Here is a 17,971-nt window from a genome sequence, read left to right on the forward strand (position 1 = left end):
CGGTTTTATGTATGTATTGAATCTTTTATTTTAAGAAACGTTGATAACCTAGGTTATTGGTAATTTCTTCATATGGATACGAAATACTTTCTAATGTTTCAATCAAACCATCTGGGTTTTGTTTCGCATCACTTGCTTCTAAACCAACAAGGACACGACCTTCCGCCGCACCATGGTTACGGTAGTGGAATAGGGTAATGTTATGCGTAGGGCCAAGGCGCTCGAGGAACATTAACAGTGCGCCTGGACGTTCAGGGAACTCAACACGGAACAAACGTTCATTTTCAAGGTCTGCATGACCACCAATCAGGTAGCGAATATGCAGTTTTGCCACTTCATCATCAGACAAGTCATCGACATCGAACTGAGTTTTGAGTGCTTCAAAAATATCGTGACGCTCTTTTTCACCGCCTTTTAAGCTAATCCCGACAAAGACTTGCGCTGCACTGGCATCGCTCGCACGGTAGTTAAACTCGGTGATATTACGACCCTGTAGCGCTCGGCAGAAATTCAGGAATGAACCTTTTTTCTCTGGAATTGTCACAGCAAAAATAGCTTCTTTGCGTTCACCCAATTCGGTACGTTCTGCAATATAACGTAAACGGTCAAAGTTCATGTTTGCACCACATACAATTGAGACGATGTTTTGCCCAATCAGCTCGTGTTTTTCAACATATTTTTTAATCCCTGCCAAGGCCATTGCACCTGATGGTTCAACGATGCTACGACATTCATCATAGGTGTCTTTAATTGCAGCACAAATTTCATCGGTATTGACTAAAACCACTTCACGCTCAACGATCGGACCTGAGTTATCCGACTTTTGTAGTTGAATTACTTCAAATGGTTTTTCACCAATCTGCGCCACAGCTGTGCCATCAGCAAATAGACCGACTTGAGGAAGTACAACACGTTCACCAGCTTCAAATGCGGCTTTTAAACAAGCAGATTCGTCATATTCAACAGGAATGACTTTGACATGTGGTGCAACATCGCCTAAGTAGGCTGCTACACCAGCAATTAAACCGCCGCCGCCAACAGCGACGAAAACGTAGTCTACATCGCGCCATTGACGCAAAATTTCATTGCCAATCGTACCTTGACCTGCCATGACCAGTTCATCGTCATAGGGTGGGATAAAGCTCATACCGTCTTCTGCGGCACGTTGAATTGCATATTTGTTTGCAACATCAAAAGAGTCGCCGTGGAGAACTACTTCACCACCTAAGCGTTTGACTGCCTGAACTTTAATATCAGGGGTGGTTTTCGGCATCACAATAATGGCACGAATCCCGAGTTTTTTACCTGACAGTGCTACGCCTTGGGCATGGTTACCAGCAGATGCAGTAATCACGCCACGCTCAAGTTGAGCTCTAGGAAGTTGGCTAATGCGGTTATAGGCACCGCGTAGCTTAAATGAAAAGACGGGTTGTAAGTCTTCACGTTTAAAACGAATGTTGTTATTGAGTTTCTCACTAATTCGAGGTGCCGCTTCGAGTGGAGTTTCGATTGCAACATCGTAGACTGTTGCTTGTAATATTTGTCGAACCAAACGAGACAGCATGTTAATTTCCCATTTAACAGTTTAAAATAGAGGATCATTGTAACAAACCCCTGTACATTTGGGCTGTAAAATCAGCAACAAATGTCAAAAAATAGTTGAGCCAAATTATGAGTCTGTATGCTACCCAAGATGAAAAAAAGCAAGCTGCTGCAAAAGCTGCCTTAAAGCACTTACCTAAAGGTGGCATATTAGGGGTAGGTACAGGCAGCACCGTGAATTTCTTAATTGAACTTTTACCAGAACTTCAGCTTGAAGCGGCTGTGGCAAGTTCAGAAGCAACGGCTGAGCGCTTAAAGAAATTAGGCATTGAAGTGGTTGATATGAACTCTGTAGGCGGTTTAGATGCCTATGTAGATGGTGCAGACGAAATTGACCGTCATATGCATATGATCAAAGGTGGTGGGGCTGCACTTACTCGCGAGAAAATCGTGGCTTCAATTGCGAGAAAATTTGTTTGTATCGTTGATGACTCTAAGTGGGTTGATCAATTGGGGCGTGACTTCCCACTTCCGATTGAAGTGATTCCAATGGCTCGTTCAGCTGTGGCACGTAAAATTGTAGCGCTTGGTGGTGATCCTGCTTACCGAGAAGGTGTGGTCACGGATAACGGTAACGTGATTTTAGACGTTTATAACTTAAATATCTTAAATGCGCTTGAGCTTGAAAAAACCATTAACGACATTCCAGGTGTGGTGTGTAATGGTATTTTTGCAATCAATAAAGCAGATGTGGCAGTTGTTGCAACAGACAGCGGGATTGAAGAACGTACCGCTGTTTAATTTTAAATATCTTCCCTAAGCCCTTCTTTGAAAAAGAGGGGCTAAAAGCAAAAACATTTTTATCTTATGTTTTTCTCCCTCCTTTCAAAAGGAGGGCCGGGGAGGATGATTCAATAAAAGAATAATATTAATGACCTTAGCAGACCTACCAGAAATTCAAATCACCCATCATGCACGTGCGACCCGGTTACGACTTCGTATTGAACCGACTCAAATTCGTTTAACCGTGCCTAAGTTTTGTAGCAAACGGCAAATTCAGGATTTTTTAAATCAATCTGAACAGTGGATAGTTGAAACTTGGCAGAAGCAACAAGCCAGTTTGGTACAGATAAACCGAACCCTTCCCTTAGAGTTGCGGTTATTTAATCGTCAAAATGCTTTAACGGTGAGCTATAAAACACAAAAAAATGCATATATTTGGGATGAGGATAATCACCAGCTTTGGATCAGTGACCGTCAGCCTGAAAGTTATTTAAAATCTTTTGTAATTGCATATGCCAAACAGCACTTGCCTGTTTATTTGCAACAGATTAGTCGTGAAACTGGTTTAAAATTTGCACAATGTTCAATTCGTCAGCCCAAAACACGCTGGGGGAGTTGTACTGCAAAACACGACATCATGCTTAACAGTGCTTTAGTGTTGTTTCCTGAAGCCATTACCCGTTATGTCTGTGTGCATGAACTCGCACATACGCAACATTTTGATCATAGTGCACGTTTCTGGGCGGAAGTTGCTAAATATGATGCCGCTTTTCAACAGCATCGAAAAACCTTAAAAACAACCGCATTGCCGTATTGGTGGGCAAGCGTTTAAAGTTAATTTTACGTGCAGAATGTTAAAATATTTTCTTCTGATTGATTGAGCGTGAGTCAAAAAATGCTCTAAACTTCATGATCTAAGGTAAACATTCCTCAATTTCAGTCCAAAGACCTCAAATGTGAATTTTACAGATATCCACTATCTTATATTAATCGTTCCAGCTTGCCTGATTTTAATGGGAAGCTTACTTTCAATATGTCATTTTGTTTTTAGAGCCCCCTCATATTTATTGTGGCTCGGGCTTGGATATATTGTGCCTTCGTTTTCTGTGGCGGCACAAAGTTTTATGTCGAATAAGCAGTTGGCTTTGTCGGCACCCATTTTAGGCAGTATGTATTTGTTTGGTGCATGGGCCAGCGCTTATGCCATGGGCTTAAGAAAGAATGCCAATGCACGTCCATATTGGTGTCTTGCCTTGGTCGTGATGGCTTTACTTTCACTCAGTTATTATTCCTACGTAGATGATCAACTGTGGATCAGAATGCTGATTCTGAACATTTCAATTGCATTGGTTGAGTCTTTGATTTTGTGTTCAATGTTTAAACATTATCAAGGGATTGATTTGCTCAATAAAATAGTCGACTTTTCCTACTTGTTTATTGTGCTGTATACCTTTGTTCGCGGAATCATTATTTTTCTCTTTTTAAGAAATATTGAAGCAGACATGCTAGCAAACTCAGTCTGGTGGCTGATGATGCTTGCTGCGAGCATTATCTTAAGTATGTGGTTTGCAATAGTGCTGCTCGGAACCTTGGTGCGCGATATTATCCATCAACTCAATGATGAGCGACTAAGAGATCCGCTAACGCATTTATTCAATCGACGAGGCTTTAACGAAGCCGCTAAACGAAAGTTGCATCAACTCTCTAAACAGCCTTATTTCTTGCTCATGTGTGATATTGATCATTTTATGAAAATTAATGACACCTATGGGCATTTGGTGGGTGATCAAATTTTACAACAAGTCGGTGAAATTATTGGGCAAAACGTCCGTGATCATGACTTATAGCTAATTCTAAAAACACTAGCACATGGAAACATCTGTAAAACCTCATTTCCTATGGTTTTAGGTGTGATAATAAATTAAGTATTCAGCTATAGTGGGGCGTTTTGGCGGGGAAGAGTTCATTGTCTTATTGCAAATTGATGACCCCACGCTGGCTTATAATATTGCTAATCGTATTCGTTTAGGTATTGCCGATGTACGATTATCCTCAAAAAATATTGCCGTGACAGCAAGTTTTGGACTGGCTGCGGTACATCAACCCAACTTAAAATACTCCATACATGCTGCCGATCAATTGTTATATCAGGCGAAACATGCGGGACGAAATCAGATTGGTTTTGAGCCAGCACAGAGTATATTGGATGTGCCTCATTAGTTGTCGATAGCACTAAAAACGCAGAAATTCTAAGTAAAACAGTTTAGAAAGCAGAAACTTCCTGTCATACTAGGCAGTTACGAAATGGACAGTTTAAGTTTGAGGTAATACACGTGATTTCAGTTGGTATTGTCGGTGGTACAGGTTATACAGGCGTTGAATTGTTGCGTCTCTTACTACGACACCCAAATGTCCAAGTAAGCGTACTAACATCGCGTACAGAAGACGGTCGCCGTGTAGATGATATGTTCCCAAGCCTACGTGGACATACCGAACTTAAATATTCAGATTTGAATATTGATGAACTGAAAAAATGTGATGTGGTGTTCTTTGCGACACCGCATGGCGTTGCCATGAAGCATGCCGAAGAGTTTGTGGCTGCAAATACTAAAGTGATTGACCTTGCCGCAGACTTCCGTTTACAAAACTTAGAACAGTTTGAAAAATGGTATGGTATGCAGCATGCGTGTCCTGAACTGTTGAAAGACTCGGTTTATGGTTTGTCTGAATTAAATCGTGAGCAGATTAAACAAGCCAATGTCATTGGTAATCCTGGTTGTTATCCAACCACAGTACAACTGGGTTTAGCGCCGTTATTTAAGCAAAATGACACATTAGTTAAACCTGAAAGTATTATTATTGATGCAAAATCCGGTGTGTCTGGTGCAGGCCGTAAAACCAGCCTTGGTATGATCTATTCTGAAAATGCTGATAATTTTAAAGCCTATGGCGTTGCAGGTCACCGTCATCATCCTGAAATTGTGGAAGCGTTGGAAAATATTTCAGGCTTAAAAGAGGTGTTTAACCACATTTTGTTTGTTCCGCATTTGGTGCCAATGATTCGTGGCATGCTGAGCACGATTTATGTGGACTTAACCGATGCGGGTGAAGCTGCTGATGTGCAAAGTTTATATGAACAGTTTTATGCCAATGAAGCTTTTGTCGATGTGATGCCTGCGGGAAGTTCACCAGAGACACGTTCTGTGCGGGGTGCAAATCAACTACGTATTGCGCTGTATAAACCACAACCGAAAAAGTTGGTGGTCATTTCTGTACAAGACAATTTAGTTAAAGGGGCAGCAGGTCAGGCCGTTCAAAACATGAACTTAATGTTTGGGTTTGCTGAAACTGCAGGCCTAGAAGGAATTGGTTTATTACCATAAAAAACGTTTTAAAACTTCACACACATTTAGATTTCGATTTAAATGTGTGTTTTGAATTGAATCAAAATAAGAGATGACGATGCCGAACACTGACACAAATATGACGTCACAACAGCCTGAACCTGCAAAGTCGTTTTTAAAGACCAATAAGCCCTTGGCAATTGGTGCTGCAATATTGATGGTTGCAAGTGGACTATTGGGCTATACCGTTGGACATCGTCAGGGGTTAACGGTGGTAGGTTTTGATGCAGATGCTGAGCAACTGGTTGAAGTGGTACAAAAGCAAAAGACCAGTTTGGATGCTTTAAATAAAAACTATAATGCTGCTGTTCAGGAGCGTGACGTTGCTGTAACCAATTCAAATGAGCTGTATTTGTCATTGCAAAAAGCTCTGGATCAACAAGCGCAATCTGAAACCACAGCTGTGATTTATCGTGAGGTTTTGCGTCAACGCGGTGGTATTCCACTGGCTGTGCAGCATATTGCCATTAAACCTTTGCCTGAAAATGCATTTGAATATCAACTTGACTTGGTTCAAGTTAGTCCATCTAAACGTGCAGCTTCAGGTACCGTTGAACTTCGACTCATTCGTGGTACTGAGGTTTTAGTTGTACCTCTAGAAGACAAAAACTTTAACTTTGAAAACTATGAGCGTTTAACAGGGCGTTGGACGATGCCTAAAGGCTTTACGCCACAGTTTATCGAAGTCCGTTTAACAGGTAGCACACCAGTGACACGACGCTTTAGTTGGTCACGTGGTGAAGCCGTAGAAAGTCAATCAGCATTTGTCTCTGAAATTCCTCAGGCTGAGGCGAATGCACAATAATTGTGAATTGTAAGTTTATGGGTATCTCTAAGCGTTCAACGTGTTTAAATGAAATCAAGCAGTCTTTTCATGAATCTGGCTATGTCGATTGGCATATCAGCCCGCGCTTGAGCAATGATGAACCGCATGAAGAAGAAAATGGGGATGTCGCTGTCCAAACTGCGCCACCAGAACTTAAGCGCCCGCCACTCTATGCTGTCGTTTTAATGAACGATGACTACACCCCAATGGACTTTGTTATTGAAATTTTACAACAATACTTTGCTTTGAATCTTGACCAAGCCACTCAAGTAATGCTAACTGTACATTATGAAGGAAAAGGTGTTGCAGGCGTTTACCCGAGAGACATCGCGGAAACAAAAGCAAACCAAGTCAATAATTACGCTCGGTCTCAAGGTCATCCTTTACTTTGTCAGATTGAGCCGAAAGATTAAGGGGGTTCCATGCTCAGTCGTCAATTAGAAGTATCCTTACGTTTGGCTGTTAGTATGGCTCGACAAAAGAGACATGAATTCCTAACCGTTGAACATTTATTATTGGCTTTACTCGATAATGATTCGGCCGTAAATGCATTGAAAGCCTGTGGTGCAGATATTATTGTGCTTCGCAAAGAGCTTGAAGAATATGTAGAGCAGCACACCCCTAAACTGGGCGAAAACAGTGACCAAGCTCCGCATCCAACTGAAAGTTTTGACCGTATTTTACAACGTGCAATTTTCCATGTGCAATCAAGTGGTGGTGATCGTACAGTTGAAGGCGCAGATATTTTAGTGGCGATGTACTCTGAACGTGACTCTTTTGCAGTCTACCTCTTGAAACGTCATCAAATTAACCGTTTAACACTGACACAATACTTGGCACACGGCACACGTAAAGACGAAGTGCAAGTGGAAGAAGAAATTGAAGATCTCGATGGTGAATCTGCTAGTTCAAGCAACGCAGGCCCTTTAGAGCTGTATACAAGCAACTTAAATATTGAGGCACAAAAGGGTAAAACGGATCCTTTAATTGGTCGTGAAAAAGAAATTGAGCGTGCAGCACAAATTCTATGCCGTCGTCGTAAAAATAACCCATTATTGGTCGGTGATCCTGGTGTCGGTAAAACATCGATTGCTGAAGGCTTAGCTTGGCTCATTGTTAATGGTAAAGCACCGAAACCATTGGCAAATGCTGAAGTGTATAGTTTGGATATCGGTGCATTGGTCGCGGGTACGAAATACCGTGGTGACTTTGAAAAGCGTTTAAAACAACTATTAAATGCCTTAAAAAAGAAACCTGATGCCATTTTATTTATCGATGAAATACACATGATTATTGGTGCAGGCTCAAGCATGGGCAGCACTATGGATGCATCGAATTTAATTAAACCTGCATTGGCAAATGGTACTTTGCGCTGCATTGGCTCGACCACTTTTCAAGAGTATCGTCAGGTATTTGAAAAAGACCATGCACTTTCACGCCGTTTCCAAAAGATTGATGTCAATGAGCCTTCAATTTCTGAAACAATTGATATTTTACGTGGACTAAGATCGAAATTTGAAGAATTTCACCATGTGAAATATGACGATAAAGCATTGGTGTCTGCGGTAGAGCTATCGGCTAAATTTATTAATGACCGTTTCTTGCCAGACAAAGCCATTGATGTGATTGATGAAGCGGGTGCGCAGCGCCGTTTAAGAGCTGAGCAAGATGATACTTTAATCACAGTGGAAAACATTGAAGATATCGTCTCTAAAATTGCACGTATTCCACCAAAAACAGTATCGAAAGATGACAAGAGCGTACTTGAACATTTAGAGCGTGATTTAAAACGCGTAGTGTTTGGGCAAGATGAAGCCATTGAAGCTTTGGCATCTGCAATTAAACTGTCACGCGCTGGCTTAAAAACACCAGACAAACCAGTGGGTAGTTTTGTATTTGCTGGCCCTACAGGCGTGGGTAAAACTGAAGTTACCAAGCAGTTGGCAAAATTGTTAGGTGTGGAATTAGTACGCTTTGATATGTCTGAGTATATGGAGCGTCATGCAGTTTCACGTTTAATTGGCGCGCCTCCGGGTTATGTCGGTTTTGATCAGGGTGGCTTACTTACCGATGCGATTCATAAAAACCCGCATTGTGTGTTGTTGCTAGATGAGATTGAAAAAGCACATCCTGACGTATTTAACTTATTGCTGCAAATTATGGATCATGGCTCATTGACAGACAATAATGGTCGTACGTCAGATTTCCGTAATGTGATTTTAGTACTGACTACCAATATTGGTGCGGAAAGTATTTCACGAGTCAGCATTGGTTTCATGGATCAAGACAACAGTAATGATAACCAGGAAGCAATGAAAAAAGCCTTCTCGCCAGAATTCCGTAACCGTTTAGATGGTGTGATTCAATTTAAGTCTCTACCTACTACCGTGATTGAAAATGTAGTAGATAAGTTCTTGACTGAATTACAAGCTCAATTGGATGATAAAAAAGTGATTCTTGAGGTTGATCAAGATGCGCGTGAATGGATGGCTGAGCATGGATATGATCGTCTGATGGGCGCCCGTCCAATGCAACGCCTGATTCAGGAACACTTGAAAAAGCCATTGGCAGAAATGATTTTATTCGGTGAATTAGCTGAACAGGGTGGAAATGTCGCTGTTTCTGTTAAGAAAGAGAATGGTAAAGCGGTTGGTTTGAAACTTGAAGTCTTTGAAGATCAAACTGCTGAACCTGCTTAATTTTTATATTGCATCATGAATGAAAATAGCCCATGTTGAACATGGGTTATTTTTTGTGTATTCCTCTTTTAAGTAAAGTCACTTATGGATATTCAGATCACAAAAATTGCCAGTACCGTACTTTTGTTTTTTATAACAGCAGTGATGGAAATATTGGGTTGTTATTTTCCTTATTTGATTTTAAATCAGGGAAAATCACAGTGGTTATGGTTGCCAACTGTTTTAGCCTTAGCTTTTTTTGTCTGGTTATTGACTTTACATCCTGCGGCATCGGGGCGAATTTATGCAGCTTATGGTGGCATTTATATTTTTACCGCATTGCTATGGTTGCGTTATGTCGATCAAGTTTATTTATCCCGTTGGGACATAATGGGTGGGGCAGTGGTATTAATTGGTGCGGCCATGATTATCTTACAACCGCAAGGATTGGTTCGCTAAAGTAGAGAACCAATCGCTAGAAAGGTACTATTTGATACCACAATCTTTTTGCTTTAATTCTAAATCATAGCTATTTTTCTCAGAGCTGAGCTGTAATTTTACAATGTAGGGGTTATGACGTTGATATTGATGCTCGAAGAAAATATTGCAGTTTTGCACAACATTCTTTTTAATCACTTTTTGAACTTCTTTCGCACCCAAATCCTGTTCAAACTGCGCAAAATCAGGGGTAATGATCAAGCCTTTAAGCTCGGTATGGTCTGCATATAAATTAAATTGTTCAATGATGGTGTTGTTATCAATTTCAATTGGGAGAGTTCGTGAGTCTTCTGCGGTTAATACAGTTAAAATCTCGTTCAGAGTTTCAGGCTGTTTAATTTTAAAATTTGCATCAATAATTTGTTTGGACTGTAAGTAGTCATCAAATTCTGAGGCTTGAACCTGAAAAAAAGTAGAGCTTAGGATTGTAGCAAGGCACAGGCCAGTTTTTTTGAAATGCATGGAAAGTGTCGCTTATAAAAATTATGTTCTGATTATAGCTTTGCCAGTATAAAAAAAGCACCCTTAGGTGCTTTTCGTTGGGAAAATTAATTAATCTTTCTTGGTATTTTCATTGATTAAAAACTCAATCAATGCTTTTTGTGCATGTAAGCGGTTTTCAGCCTCATCCCAAACCACGGAATTTTTATGGTCGAGCATCTTTTCGGAAATTTCTTCGCCGCGATGTGCTGGTAAACAATGCATAAATAAACAATCAGGATGAGCAAGATCCATAAGACGTTCATTTACTTGATAGTCTGCAAACGCAGCTTCACGAATTTTTTGCTCTTCTTCTTGGCCCATGCTTGCCCATACATCGGTCACGATAAGGTCTGCATTTACGGCAGCATCTTCAGCTGAGTTAACTAGTTCAGCACAATGCGCAAATTCATTTAAAAATTCTACTTTGGGTTCATAACCTTTAGGCGCAGCAATTTTTAACTTAAAGCCCCACATATGCGCAGCTTCGATATATGAATTACACATGTTGTTGCCATCACCAATCCATGCCACAGTTTTACCTTCAATTGAACCACGGTGTTCCACATAGGTTTGCATGTCTGCAAGGAGTTGGCAAGGGTGGTGATCGTCAGTTAAAGCATTGATAACAGGAACTTTAGAGTAAGAAGCAAAGCGTTCTACAATGTCATGTCCAAAAGTACGGATCATCACAATATCCAACATGCTTGAAATCACGCGTGCTGAATCTTCAATCGGTTCACCACGGCCCAATTGGGTGTCTCGTGGAGAGAGGAAAATTGCACTGCCACCAAACTGGCTCATGCCTGCTTCGAACGATACACGGGTACGGGTGCTCGATTTTTCAAAAATCATACCCATGACTTTACCAACAAACGGTTGGAAGACTTCGCTGTTGTGCTGTTTACGCTTTAGTTCGATACCGCGTTGCACAACTTGGTTCAGTTCTAAAGTAGATAAATCGCGTAAGGTAAGAAAGTGACGTAGAGCCATTGTTACTCCACAATAATTGCTGAAAACCGAAATAGGTATAGAACAACAATTAGTTGTTGGTTGGTGAAAAGAAAAAAGAGAGTCGATTAATATACTATATGCAAAGGAAATTGCAAAAAAACTAGACTTTTTGATGACCTGCTAAGAAACGATCTACACAATAATGAACATATTCTAGATTTTCTTGTTCATTTTCTTCAACATAGATGTTCATGAGTACTCGCCACTCTAACTCGCGCACAATGCCAAAAAAAAGCTGGGCAGAATAATTTGGATGTTCACATCGAATAATGCCTATTTCATCTGCTTTGCTTAAAATGCAAGCCACGGCATCTTCAATATGTTTAGGTCCTTGTTTGTGAATATGAAAGGCCAACTGCGGATTACGCTGTACTTGTTCCATAATGAGTCTTAAAAAAGAAGCATTTTCTGGAAGTGCAAGATGCGTTTGAATATTTAAAATGGTTTGTATTAAATAAACGCGCAAATTGTCCTTAGCGAAATCAAAAGGCATACAAATATCTTTAAAAAACAGCTCACGACGGTAGTCGCAAATTGCCGTAAAAAGACCGTCTTTATTGCCAAAATATTTGTAAATGGATGCTTTTGAACCACCCGCATGATTGACAATATCATCAAGTGAAACAGCATCGTAGCCATGTTGCAAAAACAACTCGTTTGCACTTAATAAAAATGCAAGACAGCGTTCATGACCTCGTTTTGTGTGAGGTATGTCACGTGTAAGGGGTTCTAGTTGAACTGAGTCGTGCATATAACTAACAACAGCCTAATAAATGTAGATCTCTAGTTGCTATCATAGCAAAAATATGTACACATTGTTGTTTTGAGGCTTATCTGTTTATCACTAAACCTCAGTGCGTGGAAGAAAATTACACAATAAAAGCGTGAACCATGGGACTAAAGTTTTAGAGTTTTCATTCTAAAATGTCATAGCCAATTCAGTCATTATGGCTATACTCAAAACTCGAAAATTAAAGTAAATGCCGTGGAAAGGACGATGACAGAACAAAAATCTGCAGGCTTAAGATTTAGACAAGCACTAGAAGTGGAAAAACCATTACAAATTATCGGTACAGTCAATGCTTATGCAGCAATGATGGCGAAACAGGTGGGCTACAAGGCCATCTACCTTTCGGGTGCTGGTGTAGCCAACTACTCTTATGGATTGCCTGACTTAGGCATGACCAGTCTGGATAATGTTTTGGAAGATGTACGCCGCATTACCGAACGTGTAGATACCCCGTTACTGGTCGATATCGACACCGGTTGGGGTGGGGCATTTAACATTGCCCGCACTGTGAAACAAATGATTGCCGCAGGTGCAGCCGCAGTGCACATCGAAGACCAAGTGGCCCAAAAACGTTGTGGCCACCGCCCAAATAAAGAAATCGTCACCCAACAAGAAATGGTCGACCGCGTAAAAGCCGCAGTTGATGCTAAAACCGATACAAACTTTGTGGTGATGGCACGTACCGATGCCCTACAAAAAGAAGGTCTACAAGCGGTGATTGACCGTGCTTGTGCTTGTGTAGAAGCCGGTGCCGATGCGATCTTTGCTGAAGCAATGACTGACATTACCATGTACAAAACCGTCTGTGATGCAGTCGGTGTCCCTGTACTGGCGAACATTACCGAATTTGGCGATACCCCATATTACACCAAAGAACAACTGGCAGAACAAGGCATCTCGATGGTGCTGTACCCACTGTCACCGACACGTGCCATGCAAAAGGCAGCACTTGAAGTCATGCATGCCATCCGTAACGACGGAACCCAAGTCAACGTCCTCGACAAAATGCAACAGCGCAAAGAACTCTACGAATTTCTGGATTACCACACCTTTGAAAACACATTAGACAAGCTGTTTAAACAGGAGAATTAAAAATGGCTGAAGGAAAAGTCCTCACAGGCGCAGGATTGCGCGGACAAGTCGCAGGAAAGACAGCACTATCAACCGTAGGCAAAAGCGGGGCAGGTTTAACCTACCGTGGTTATGACGTTCAAGACTTGGCTGAAAACTGCCAGTTTGAAGAAGTTGCATACCTGATTTTCTTTGGTGAATTGCCGACTTCAGAGCAATTGGCTGCTTATAAAGCAAAATTGAAATCTTTACGTACCTTGCCACAAGCACTGAAAGAAGTGCTAGAGCGTATTCCTGCGGATTCACACCCTATGGATGTGATGCGCACAGGCGTTTCAATGCTAGGTAACCTAGAAACCGAACAGTCATTTGAACAGCAACAAGATGTTGCAGACCGCATTCTCGCAACGCTTCCAGCGATCATTTGCTACTGGTACCGTTTTAGTCATGATGGCGTACGTATTGAAGAGAATACCGATGACGATTCAATCGGTGCTCAATTCCTACACCTACTACGTGGTGAAAAACCAAATGAACTGCATGAACAAGTGATGAATGTCTCACTGATCCTCTATGCAGAGCATGAATTCAACGCATCGACTTTCACTGCACGTGTATGCGCTTCTACCTTATCTGATATGCATTCATGCATTACCGGTGCAATTGGTTCACTGCGTGGTCCACTACATGGTGGAGCAAACGAAGCAGCGATGGAAATGATTGAAAACTGGACGTCACCTGAAGAGGCTGAGCGAGAAATGCTGGGCAAATTGGAACGTAAAGAAAAGATCATGGGCTTTGGTCATGCAATCTACAAAGACAATGATCCACGTAATGGCATCATCAAAATTTGGTCAGAGCGCTTAGCCAAAGATGTCGGTGACACGGTACTGTACCCAGTTTCAGTCCGTTGTGAAGAAGTGATGTGGCGTGAAAAGAAATTATTTTGTAACGCAGACTTCTTCCATGCATCGGCATACCACTTCATGGGTATTGCGACCAAATTATTCACACCAATCTTCGTGATGAGCCGTGTGACAGGTTGGGCAGCGCATGTGATGGAACAACGTGCAGACAACCGTATTATTCGCCCAAGTGCGGACTATACTGGGCCTGAGCTGCGTAAAGTAGTACCGATTGAGGAGCGTTCAGCGGCTTAATATGAAGTTCTGATACATTATAAAAAAAGCCTCTTGGGAGGCTTTTTTTATATGCAATTTTTTGTTGATTTTTCTCACGGATTAATTTATATAAATATTTAATTTTAATGAAATAATAGATAATAAAAAGAATAAAATTGCTATAATCGCGACCGTTTATTTCTTCATTTTTTATTGTAATTTATTTTATGAAACATAAGTTTTTGTGTGTATCAGCACTGTTTTTGGGGTTGTCTCATTCTGCTTTCGCCATGCCATTTGACCCGCTTATTGGAACATGGAAAGTGATTGATGATCGGACAGGATATTATATTTCAGATATTGTGATTCGTAAGAATTCTAAAACATCACAATATAGCGCAGTGGTGACCAAGTACTATCCTTTGGCTGGAGCGCGTGTGATTGATGTATGCAGTAAGTGTCAGGGTGGGCTTAAGGATAAACCGATTTTTGGTATGCAAGTGCTGAATGGCTTAGTGGGGGATGCAACAGGTCAAAAATTCGTAAAAGGTCAATGGTTGAATCCTCAAGATGGCCGTGTGTATAACATCAATACTGCGCTGCTCAATGCAGGTAAAGATCAGATGAAGGTACAAGCCTCAGCAAAAGATGGGAAAGGTTTGAGCAATATGACATGGAAAAAGCTTTAAGTCTTTTGATTGTGTCGATAGAGTCATTGCACTTTCATAGTGCGGTGGCTTTTTTATGGATAAAAAAGCTGGAACGGTATTTGCTAGACTTGTTGAATACGTATAAAAAGGAAAAATCATCTTTCAGAGTGTGTGGTCAAAGAAAACGTTGCCTATACCATAAAGAGAGATGATTAAGAATTATTTAATTGATAATGATAACTATTATTGTATGCTAAGCTTCAGTATCTCATGGCTGTGTATACGAAAAATGACTCATCTTTATAGAAAGATTTTTACTACTGTGCTTTTGCGAATTTTTGGTTCGTTGTTGATCTTGGGTACTAGCTTAAGTGCTTATGCGAAACCTGAAATGAAATCTTTACCTGCCAATATTGCAGAAATCGGCTCGGCTTATTACAGCTTTAAAGTCAAAGAATTTGCAACTACAGATCAAAATAAAACTTATCGCGTTTGGTTAGGTATTCCAAAGACAGTACAGAAGACGCAGAACGCGTATGCATCGGTCTTTATGCTGGATGGAAACGCTGTGATGTCCCATCTGAATGAAGAAATACTCAAGTCTTTGTATGCAAATGATTCCCCTGTATTGGTTGCCATTGGTTATAAAACCAATTTGCCATTTGCCACAGCTTTTCGTTCACTTGACTATACTCCAGCAGACTTATTAACGGGAAAACCAGCCCAAGACCCAAGAAATCCAGAGCGGATGAGCGGGGGGAGTGCTGATTTTAGAAATGTAATTTTGAAGGATATCGCCCCTTGGGTTGAGCAGAATGTAAAGCTGGATGCGCAAAAAAGAGCGTTATGGGGGCATTCCTATGGAGGGCTTTTTGTGCTGGATAGCTTGCTCGATGGTCGTTATTTCAGCTATTTCTTTGCTGCAAGTCCATCACTTTCTTGGGCTGATGAGCGCATGATGCAAAAAATTAGAGCCGTAAAATTAGTCAAAGAGCCACAAAAACATGTATGGCTGATGGAAGGTGATCTTTTAACACATACTGGAACACAGCAAAGCGCTAATTTTGATGCAAATGGCATCAATAAAAATAGAGAAATTTTGTCTATATTCGATCAACAGGGCATAGAGTCTAAATTTTTAATCTATCCAAATCTAAAGCATGGTGAGGTGTTTAAAGCGTCTTTATTGGATGTGCTTTTAAATAAATTGTATTGATGGTATTTAAATTATCCGAACATAAATAAAAGCCTGACCATATGATCAGGCTTTTATTCTCAACAACGTTAAACAGGATTTTGTTCTAGTAGTACTTGACCATATTGGGCGCGGAGTTCACGTTTTAGCATTTTACCCGTACCACTCAGTGGAATGCTGTCGACAAAAATCACACGGTCAGGGATCTGCCATTTCGCAATTTTGTCCGTATAGTAGTCTAAGACACCTTGTTCAGTGACCGTGCTATCGGGTTTCTTCACAGCGATGACAATAGGACGCTCATCCCATTTTGGATGTTCGGCCGCAATAACGGCTGCCATAAGAATATCTGAATGTCCCATCGCAAGGTTTTCAAGTTCAACTGATGAAATCCATTCGCCGCCAGACTTAATTAAATCTTTAGAGCGGTCACTGATGCATAAGAAGCCATCTTCATCTAAGGTTGCAATATCACCTGTGTCAAACCAGCCATCGGTCGTGAGTGCAGAGACATCTTTACCAAAGTAACTGTCAATAATCCAGTGGCCCTTAATTTGTAGATTTCCAATCTGCTCACCATCGCGGGCAATTTCATGGCTGCCTTTTTCTTCATCGGTAAGACGTAAATCCACGCCAAAAGGCGGACGGCCTTGAGAAAGTCGCAGCTGGAAACGCTCTTGTTCAGAAAGCTGTTGATGTTTGGCTTTAAGCTGGTTGGCAGAACCGAGTGGGCTGGTTTCGGTCATGCCCCATGCATGGATGGTGTCACAGTTATAGTCATTTTTAAAGGCTGCTAACATGGATGGTGGACATGCAGAACCCCCGACAACGTTACGATTCATACTTGCCAGTTGGCTGCCTGTTTGTTTGGCTGCTGCCAGTAAACCTTGCCAAATGGTGGGTACACCCAAAGCCACAGTGACTTTATATGTGTCAATCATATTCACTAAACTTGGCCCATCTAAGCCTGGCCCTGGCAATACAACCGTACAACCGACCATAGCTGCTGCATAAGGTGTACCCCAAGCATTAACATGGAACATTGGCACTACGGGTAACATGATGTCATTTGCAGACAAATTAAGAGAATCGGGTAGGCTGATGGCAAAACTATGCAAAATGGTAGAGCGGTGGCTATATAGCACACCTTTTGGATTTCCCGTTGTGCCTGAGGTATAGCACAAAGAGCTTGCAGTTTGTTCATCAAAGCTTGGCCATGTAAACTGTTCAGACTCTTTACTGACCAAGTCATCATAAAATTTCACATCGGCAATTTTTTCTGTAATAGCATCATCTGCGGCATCTAAGCAGATAAAGTGCTCTACATGGGGTAAATGTGCTTTTACTGCAGCAATAAGTGGCGCAAAGGTTTTATCAAATAACACCACACGGTCTTGGGCATCATTGATAATAAAAATCAGTTGTTCTGGAAATAAACGTGGGTTGATGGTATGGCAAATATAGCCACTGCCAGAGATCGCATACCAAGATTCTAGGTGCCGATGATTGTTCCATGCGATGGTCGCCACACGGTCACTTTGTGAAAGTCCTAAGCCTTTGAGTACATTGGCAAATCGCTTAGAGTTGGCTGCGACTTTGGCCCAGTTGGTTTCAGTAATACTTCCGTCTGTATTTTTAGAAATAATGGCTGTATCGGCATGGTAGCGTTCTGCGTGATCAATAAGATTGCTAATTAATAGCGGTTGAAACATCATACGTCCAAGCATGTATAAATATCCTTATCGTTGCTTTTTTATCAAATTCTTTATTGGTTGCTCGAAACATCTGTTTTAAGCATTGATTGTATTTTTATCCTAGCTTGATCCAAATTTAAATCAAGCATTGTTTCATTCTCAGCCCCATTTGTAACAGCGATGTGAGGTAGAACGGCAAGTAAATAAAAAGCATCATTTAAAAAA

The 17,971-nt window shown here is 41.1% G+C and carries 16 protein-coding genes and 1 pseudogene; 12 read left to right on the plus strand and 5 right to left on the minus strand.

The features are described from left to right. Positions 1-25 precede the first annotated feature (25 nt). Entirely contained in the window at positions 26-1,564 is a 1,539-nt protein-coding gene (ilvA, locus tag ACG9ZB_RS09890; protein WP_058869786.1) for a threonine ammonia-lyase, biosynthetic, read from the minus strand. 107 nt (positions 1,565-1,671) lie between these two features. Here ilvA and rpiA point away from each other — a divergent pair, with 107 nt between their 5' ends. The 8 genes and pseudogenes from rpiA to ACG9ZB_RS09930 all read left to right on the plus strand — a co-directional run bounded on the left by rpiA (position 1,672) and on the right by ACG9ZB_RS09930 (position 9,692). Continuing rightward, on the plus strand, positions 1,672-2,343 hold the full coding sequence (gene rpiA / locus ACG9ZB_RS09895) for a ribose-5-phosphate isomerase RpiA (protein ID WP_004696685.1): 672 nt from the start codon (positions 1,672-1,674) through the stop codon (positions 2,341-2,343). Between the two features lie 130 nt (positions 2,344-2,473). Next, positions 2,474-3,157, plus strand: a complete 684-nt coding sequence (locus tag ACG9ZB_RS09900; RefSeq protein WP_286406939.1) for a SprT family zinc-dependent metalloprotease — start codon at positions 2,474-2,476, stop codon at positions 3,155-3,157. Positions 3,158-3,338: 181 nt separating this feature from the next. Then, positions 3,339-4,545: pseudogene (locus ACG9ZB_RS09905) on the plus strand (GGDEF domain-containing protein). Between the two features lie 107 nt (positions 4,546-4,652). After that, positions 4,653-5,708, plus strand: coding sequence for an N-acetyl-gamma-glutamyl-phosphate reductase (gene argC / locus ACG9ZB_RS09910; protein ID WP_419325593.1), 1,056 nt, complete (start codon positions 4,653-4,655; stop codon positions 5,706-5,708). A 79-nt stretch (positions 5,709-5,787) separates the two neighbouring features. Then, complete coding sequence (locus tag ACG9ZB_RS09915) at positions 5,788-6,534, plus strand: DUF6776 family protein (RefSeq protein WP_419325560.1); 747 nt, start codon at positions 5,788-5,790, stop codon at positions 6,532-6,534. Between the two features lie 17 nt (positions 6,535-6,551). Next, on the plus strand, positions 6,552-6,968 hold the full coding sequence (gene clpS, locus ACG9ZB_RS09920; RefSeq protein WP_004981811.1) for an ATP-dependent Clp protease adapter ClpS: 417 nt from the start codon (positions 6,552-6,554) through the stop codon (positions 6,966-6,968). Between the two features lie 9 nt (positions 6,969-6,977). Then, a complete protein-coding gene (gene clpA, locus ACG9ZB_RS09925) occupies positions 6,978-9,254 on the plus strand; it encodes an ATP-dependent Clp protease ATP-binding subunit ClpA (protein ID WP_348937873.1) in 2,277 nt (758 codons plus the stop codon). A gap of 84 nt (positions 9,255-9,338) precedes the next feature. Further along, the gene (locus ACG9ZB_RS09930; protein ID WP_279734366.1) at positions 9,339-9,692 is read left to right on the plus strand and encodes a YnfA family protein; all 354 of its coding nucleotides are present in this window, start codon (positions 9,339-9,341) and stop codon (positions 9,690-9,692) included. A 27-nt stretch (positions 9,693-9,719) separates the two neighbouring features. Here ACG9ZB_RS09930 and ACG9ZB_RS09935 read toward each other — a convergent pair whose 3' ends face one another. The 3 genes from ACG9ZB_RS09935 to ACG9ZB_RS09945 all read right to left on the minus strand — a co-directional run bounded on the left by ACG9ZB_RS09935 (position 9,720) and on the right by ACG9ZB_RS09945 (position 11,976). Then, on the minus strand, positions 9,720-10,193 hold the full coding sequence (locus ACG9ZB_RS09935) for a hypothetical protein (protein ID WP_279734365.1): 474 nt from the start codon (positions 10,191-10,193) through the stop codon (positions 9,720-9,722). Positions 10,194-10,283: 90 nt separating this feature from the next. Then, the gene (argF, locus tag ACG9ZB_RS09940; RefSeq protein ID WP_419325564.1) at positions 10,284-11,204 is read right to left on the minus strand and encodes an ornithine carbamoyltransferase; all 921 of its coding nucleotides are present in this window, start codon (positions 11,202-11,204) and stop codon (positions 10,284-10,286) included. Between the two features lie 121 nt (positions 11,205-11,325). Continuing rightward, positions 11,326-11,976, minus strand: a complete 651-nt coding sequence (locus ACG9ZB_RS09945) for a TetR/AcrR family transcriptional regulator (RefSeq protein ID WP_419325570.1) — start codon at positions 11,974-11,976, stop codon at positions 11,326-11,328. A 246-nt stretch (positions 11,977-12,222) separates the two neighbouring features. Between ACG9ZB_RS09945 and prpB the strand changes: the two genes are divergently transcribed. The 4 genes from prpB to ACG9ZB_RS09965 all read left to right on the plus strand — a co-directional run bounded on the left by prpB (position 12,223) and on the right by ACG9ZB_RS09965 (position 16,073). After that, positions 12,223-13,107 carry a methylisocitrate lyase gene (prpB, locus tag ACG9ZB_RS09950; RefSeq protein ID WP_279737415.1) on the plus strand — a complete coding sequence of 295 codons (885 nt, stop codon included), beginning with the start codon at positions 12,223-12,225 and terminating at the stop codon, positions 13,105-13,107. A 2-nt stretch (positions 13,108-13,109) separates the two neighbouring features. Beyond that, positions 13,110-14,246, plus strand: a complete 1,137-nt coding sequence (gene prpC, locus ACG9ZB_RS09955) for a bifunctional 2-methylcitrate synthase/citrate synthase (protein ID WP_419325572.1) — start codon at positions 13,110-13,112, stop codon at positions 14,244-14,246. Between the two features lie 188 nt (positions 14,247-14,434). Continuing rightward, on the plus strand, positions 14,435-14,896 hold the full coding sequence (locus ACG9ZB_RS09960; protein WP_419325574.1) for a DUF2147 domain-containing protein: 462 nt from the start codon (positions 14,435-14,437) through the stop codon (positions 14,894-14,896). Between the two features lie 250 nt (positions 14,897-15,146). Next, on the plus strand, positions 15,147-16,073 hold the full coding sequence (locus ACG9ZB_RS09965) for an alpha/beta hydrolase (RefSeq protein WP_419325576.1): 927 nt from the start codon (positions 15,147-15,149) through the stop codon (positions 16,071-16,073). Between the two features lie 68 nt (positions 16,074-16,141). Here ACG9ZB_RS09965 and ACG9ZB_RS09970 read toward each other — a convergent pair whose 3' ends face one another. Then, complete coding sequence (locus ACG9ZB_RS09970) at positions 16,142-17,779, minus strand: long-chain-fatty-acid--CoA ligase (RefSeq protein WP_419325578.1); 1,638 nt, start codon at positions 17,777-17,779, stop codon at positions 16,142-16,144. Positions 17,780-17,971: the final 192 nt, after the last annotated feature.

This window comes from Acinetobacter johnsonii (assembly GCF_048551975.1).
Taxonomy (GTDB): domain Bacteria; phylum Pseudomonadota; class Gammaproteobacteria; order Pseudomonadales; family Moraxellaceae; genus Acinetobacter; species Acinetobacter johnsonii_A.

What these genes read in the sequence shown, in the direction of transcription:
- ACG9ZB_RS09970 (WP_419325578.1), bottom strand. Translation starts at nt 17,779, where the DNA reads ATGCTTGGACGTATGATGTTTCAACCGCTATTAATTAGCAATCTTATT.
- prpB (WP_279737415.1), top strand. Translation starts at nt 12,223, where the DNA reads ATGACAGAACAAAAATCTGCAGGCTTAAGATTTAGACAAGCACTAGAA.
- ilvA (WP_058869786.1), bottom strand. Translation starts at nt 1,564, where the DNA reads ATGCTGTCTCGTTTGGTTCGACAAATATTACAAGCAACAGTCTACGAT.
- argF (WP_419325564.1), bottom strand. Translation starts at nt 11,204, where the DNA reads ATGGCTCTACGTCACTTTCTTACCTTACGCGATTTATCTACTTTAGAA.
- ACG9ZB_RS09900 (WP_286406939.1), top strand. Translation starts at nt 2,474, where the DNA reads ATGACCTTAGCAGACCTACCAGAAATTCAAATCACCCATCATGCACGT.
- clpA (WP_348937873.1), top strand. Translation starts at nt 6,978, where the DNA reads ATGCTCAGTCGTCAATTAGAAGTATCCTTACGTTTGGCTGTTAGTATG.
- clpS (WP_004981811.1), top strand. Translation starts at nt 6,552, where the DNA reads ATGGGTATCTCTAAGCGTTCAACGTGTTTAAATGAAATCAAGCAGTCT.
- ACG9ZB_RS09930 (WP_279734366.1), top strand. Translation starts at nt 9,339, where the DNA reads ATGGATATTCAGATCACAAAAATTGCCAGTACCGTACTTTTGTTTTTT.
- rpiA (WP_004696685.1), top strand. Translation starts at nt 1,672, where the DNA reads ATGAGTCTGTATGCTACCCAAGATGAAAAAAAGCAAGCTGCTGCAAAA.
- ACG9ZB_RS09965 (WP_419325576.1), top strand. Translation starts at nt 15,147, where the DNA reads ATGACTCATCTTTATAGAAAGATTTTTACTACTGTGCTTTTGCGAATT.
- prpC (WP_419325572.1), top strand. Translation starts at nt 13,110, where the DNA reads ATGGCTGAAGGAAAAGTCCTCACAGGCGCAGGATTGCGCGGACAAGTC.
- ACG9ZB_RS09960 (WP_419325574.1), top strand. Translation starts at nt 14,435, where the DNA reads ATGAAACATAAGTTTTTGTGTGTATCAGCACTGTTTTTGGGGTTGTCT.
- ACG9ZB_RS09935 (WP_279734365.1), bottom strand. Translation starts at nt 10,193, where the DNA reads ATGCATTTCAAAAAAACTGGCCTGTGCCTTGCTACAATCCTAAGCTCT.
- ACG9ZB_RS09915 (WP_419325560.1), top strand. Translation starts at nt 5,788, where the DNA reads ATGCCGAACACTGACACAAATATGACGTCACAACAGCCTGAACCTGCA.
- ACG9ZB_RS09945 (WP_419325570.1), bottom strand. Translation starts at nt 11,976, where the DNA reads ATGCACGACTCAGTTCAACTAGAACCCCTTACACGTGACATACCTCAC.